This is a genomic window from Streptomyces sp., from assembly GCF_036524955.1.
Lineage (GTDB): Bacteria > Actinomycetota > Actinomycetes > Streptomycetales > Streptomycetaceae > Actinacidiphila.
Genome location: NZ_DATDBG010000214.1, coordinates 1 through 4,635, shown reverse-complemented (window position 1 = coordinate 4,635; position 4,635 = coordinate 1). Strand labels below are relative to the sequence as shown.

Genomic DNA, 4,635 nt, shown 5'->3' with positions numbered 1-4,635 from the left:
CGTTTCCTGGAGGCGCTGGCCGACCGGGGGGTGACGCGACGCGCCCGGGTGGTCGTGCTGTGCGAGGAGCCCCGCCCGGCATACGACCGCGTGCACCTGACCTCGTACTTCTCGGAAGGCACGACCCCCGAGGAACTGTCGATGGTCGAGGACGGCTTCATGGCGGAGCACGGCATCGAGCTGCACGTCGGCGACCCGGCGGTGGCGGTGGACCGGGCCGCCCGTACCGTGACGGCCCGGTCCGGCCTGACCGTCGACTACGACACGCTCGTGCTGGCCACCGGCTCGTACCCGTTCGTGCCGCCGGTCCCCGGCAAGGACGCCCCCGGCTGCTTCGTCTACCGCACGATCGAGGACCTGCTGGCGATCGAGGCGTACGCGAAGGGGGCCACGAAGGGCACGGTCGTCGGCGGCGGACTGCTCGGCCTGGAGGCGGCGGGCGCGCTGAAGGGGCTCGGCCTGGAGACGCACGTGGTGGAGTTCGCGCCCCGGCTGATGCCGGTGCAGGTGGACGAGGGCGGCGGCGAGGCGCTGCGGCGGACCGTCGAGGGTCTGGGCGTGACCGTGCACACCGGCGTCGGCACCCAGGAGGTCACCACCGGCGACGACGGGCGGGTGGGCGGCATGGCCCTGTCGGACGGTTCGGTGCTGCCCACCGACATGGTCGTCTTCTCGGCCGGCGTCCGCCCGCGTGACGAACTGGCCAGGGCCTGCGGGCTGCCGGTCGGCGAGCGCGGCGGCATCGTGGTCGACGAGTCCTGCCGTACGGCGGACGCGGCGGTGTACGCGATCGGCGAGTGCGCGCTCGCCGCCGACGGACGGGTGTACGGACTGGTCGCGCCCGGCAACGAGATGGCCGAGACCGCCGCGAAGTCCATCGCCGGTGACGACGGCGACGCCGCGTTCACCGGAGCCGACCTGTCCACCAAACTGAAACTGCTCGGTGTGGACGTGGCGAGCTTCGGCGACGCGCACGGCACCACCGACGGCTGCCTGGACGTCCTGTACTCCGACTCGCGCTCCGGGGTGTACCGCAAACTGGTGGTCGGCGCCGACGGCACGCTGCTCGGCGGGATCCTCGTCGGCGACTGCGAGTCGTACGGCCTCCTGCGCCCGCTGACCGGCACGGTGCCCCCGGTCGCCCCGGAGCAGCTGGTCCTGCCGGCCGGCGCCGGCGCCCCGGTCGCGCTCGGCCCGACCGCGCTGCCGGACGACGCGGTGATCTGCAGCTGCCACAACGTCGCCAAGGGCGCCATCCGCGCCGCGGTCACCGAGCACTCCTGCACCACCGTGCCGGAGGTCAAGAAGTGCACCAAGGCCGGTACCGGCTGCGGCAGCTGCGTCAAGGTGCTGGGCCAGCTGGTGACCGCCGAGCTGGAGGCGAACGGCGTCACCGTCGACAAGGGCCTGTGCTCCTGCTTCTCCCAGACCCGCGCCGAGCTGTACGAGATCGTGCTCGCGCTGCGCATCACCTCCTATCGCGACCTGCTCGACCGGTACGGCCGGGACGGCGCCCGCGGCGGGGAGGGCTGCGAGATCTGCAAGCCCGCCGTGGCCTCGATCCTGGCCTCGCTGGCACCCACCATCGGCGCGCCGGTGCACGTACTCGACGGCGAGCAGGCCGCGTTGCAGGACACCAACGACCACTTCCTGGCCAACCTGCAGAAGAACGGCTCCTATTCGATCGTGCCGCGCATCCCCGGCGGCGAGATCACCCCGGAGAAGCTGATCGTGATCGGTGAGGTGGCCCGCGATTTCGGCCTCTACACGAAGATCACCGGCGGCCAGCGGATCGACATGTTCGGTGCCCGCGTCGAGCAGCTCCCGCTGATCTGGACCCGGTTGGTGGACGCCGGTTTCGAGTCCGGGCACGCGTACGGCAAGGCGCTGCGCACGGTGAAGTCCTGTGTGGGGCAGACGTGGTGCCGGTACGGGGTGCAGGACAGCGTACGGATGGCGATCGATCTGGAGCTGCGGTACCGGGGGCTGCGCTCGCCGCACAAGCTGAAGTCCGCGGTCTCCGGGTGCGCGCGGGAGTGCGCGGAGGCGCAGAGCAAGGACTTCGGGGTGATCGCCACCGCGAACGGCTGGAACCTGTACGTCGGCGGCAACGGCGGTGCCACGCCGCGCCACGCCGACCTGCTCGCCCAGGACCTCTCGGACGCCGAACTCGTCCGGCTCATCGACCGCTTCCTGATGTTCTACATCCGCACCGCCGACCGCCTGGAGCGCACCAGCGTCTGGCTGGAGCGCATCCCGGGCGGCCTGGACCACGTACGCGAGGTGGTCGTCGACGATTCGCTGGGAATCTGCGCGGAGCTGGAGGCGCTGATGGCCGGGCATGTCGCGGGCTACCGCGACGAGTGGGCCGACACCATCAACGATCCGGAGCGGTTGCGCCGGTTCGTCTCCTTCGTCAACGCGCCCGACACCCCCGACCCCACGGTCCGCTTCGTCGAGGAGCGCGACCAGATCAAGCCGGAGCCGGTACTGCTGGCCCTGACAGAAACGGTGACCGCATGACCGCCGCGACCGATCCGACCACCGCTACGGTCCAACTGCTCGTCGAGGGTATGTGGTTCCCGGTGTGCGAGCCCCACCTGCTGGAACCCGGACGCGGCGTGGCGGTGCTGCTGCCCGGCGGCCGGCAGGCCGCCCTCTTCCGCGACCGCGCGGGCACGCCGTACGCGATCGGCAACGTCGATCCCTTCACCGGCGCGAGCGTGCTCTGCCGCGGTCTGCTGGGCTCGGCCGACGGACGCCCGTACGTCGCCTCGCCGCTGCTCAAGCAGCGGTTCGACCTGGTGGACGGGCGGTGCCTGGACGACGAGGGGGTGCGGGTGCCGGTGTATCCGGTGCGGGTGGTCCACCCGACGGAGCCCGCGGAGCCCGCGGGTTAGAGCGGGGGTCGGCGCGGGCGGCGACCGAAGCAGCCGGGGCGCCCCTTCGGTGTCCCCCACCTCCCCGGCCGCTTCGGGCCGCGGCCGGTGGGCCGGGCGGCATTCCCAGGTTCCTCCCCGAACTCAGGCGCCTGGTCCGGCGTGCCGTCACGTTGTTGCCCAAGCGCTCTGCTCCGTGGCGTGGATGCAGTACCGCTCCCACGGCGTCGTACCGGGGTCCGGGTTGATCCCCGGGGGCGGCGCCTCCGCACGAAGCGCCGCCCCCGGCGGGGTGGGGCCGGGGCCAGGTAGCCGGCGGGTGAGGGTGGGCCCCAGGGCGAGGGCCGCCCGCCGGCCGGACCGGGGCCCGGCCCGGTCAGGTGGTCGAAGGGGTGCAGGGAGAGAAGGGTCAGCGCGTGTCCGCCCCCGAGGAGGACGCCGCCGCGCGGCCCGCTTCGAGGCGGGCGACCGGGATGCGGAAGGGGGAGCAGGAGACGTAGTCGAGGCCGGCCTCGTGGAAGAAGTGGACGGACTCGGGGTCGCCGCCGTGCTCGCCGCAGACGCCGAGTTTGAGGCCGGGCCGGGTGGCGCGGCCGGCCTTCGCGGCGGCCCGCACCAGGGAGCCGACGCCGTCCTTGTCGATGGTCTCGAACGGCGAGACGCCGAAGATGCCCTTCTCCAGGTACGCGGTGAAGAAGCTGGCCTCCACGTCGTCCCGGGAGAAGCCCCACACCGTCTGGGTGAGGTCGTTCGTGCCGAACGAGAAGAACTCCGCCGCCTCCGCGATCTGGCCGGCGGTCAGCGCGGCCCGGGGCAGCTCGATCATCGTGCCGATGGCCAGCTTCAGTTCCGTCCCGGTGGCCGCCTCGACGTCCGCGATGACCCGGTCGGCCTCCTCCCGGACGATCTCCAGCTCCTGCACCGTGCCGACCAGCGGGATCATGATCTCGGGCCGCGGGTCGCCCTTGACCGAGCGCCGGTGGGCGGCGGCCTCGGCGATCGCCCGGACCTGCATCGCGAACAGTCCGGGGATGACCAGGCCGAGCCGGACGCCGCGCAGTCCCAGCATCGGGTTCTGCTCGTGCAGTTTGTGCACCGCCTGGAGCAGCCGCAGGTCGTTCTCGTTGGCGTCCTCACGGGACTCGGCGAGGGCGACCCGGACCGACAGTTCGGTGATGTCGGGCAGGAACTCGTGCAGCGGCGGGTCCAGCAGCCGTACCGTCACCGGCAGCCCGTCCATCGCCTCGAACAGCTCGATGAAGTCCGCCTTCTGCATGGGCAGCAGGGCCCCGAGCGCGTCCTCGCGCTCGGCGTCGGTGTCCGCCAGGATCAGGCGCTCCACCAGTTCGCGCCGCTCGCCGAGGAACATGTGCTCGGTGCGGCAGAGCCCGATCCCCTGCGCGCCGAACCGCCGGGCGCGCGAGGCGTCCTCCGCGCTGTCGGCGTTGGCGCGCACCCGCAGCCGGCGGACCCGGTCCGCGTACGCCATGATCCGGTGCACCGCCTGCACGAGTTCGTCGGCCTCGTCCGCGCCCGCGTGCATCCGGCCCTCGAAGTACTCGACCACCGGGGACGGTACGACCGGGACCTCGCCGAGGTACACCTTTCCGGTGGAGCCGTCGATCGAGAGGACGTCGCCCTCCTCTATCACCACGCCACCGGGCGCGGTGAGCCGGCGCCGTTTGGTGTCGACCTCCAGCTCCTCCGCGCCGCACACGCAGGTCTTGCCCATGCCGCGGGCGACCACCGCGGCGTG

The 4,635-nt window shown here is 72.5% G+C and carries 3 protein-coding genes; 2 read left to right on the top strand and 1 reads right to left on the bottom strand.

The window, feature by feature from the left end; genetic code table 11:
• Together nirB and nirD are read left to right on the top strand one after the other, a co-directional pair.
• A partial coding sequence (nirB, locus tag VIW71_RS17345; protein ID WP_331623229.1) for a nitrite reductase large subunit NirB occupies nt 1–2,523 on the top strand: 2,523 nt, incomplete at its 5' end.
• Nucleotides 2,520–2,900: a nitrite reductase small subunit NirD gene (nirD, locus tag VIW71_RS17340; protein WP_331623227.1), complete on the top strand. Its 381-nt coding sequence runs from the start codon at nt 2,520–2,522 to the stop codon at nt 2,898–2,900. The genes nirB and nirD, both read left to right, overlap by 4 nt.
• A gap of 388 nt (nt 2,901–3,288) precedes the next feature.
• On the opposite strand, the gene VIW71_RS17335 is transcribed toward nirD, so the two are convergent.
• A partial coding sequence (locus tag VIW71_RS17335; RefSeq protein ID WP_331623226.1) for a putative PEP-binding protein occupies nt 3,289–4,635 on the bottom strand: 1,347 nt, incomplete at its 5' end.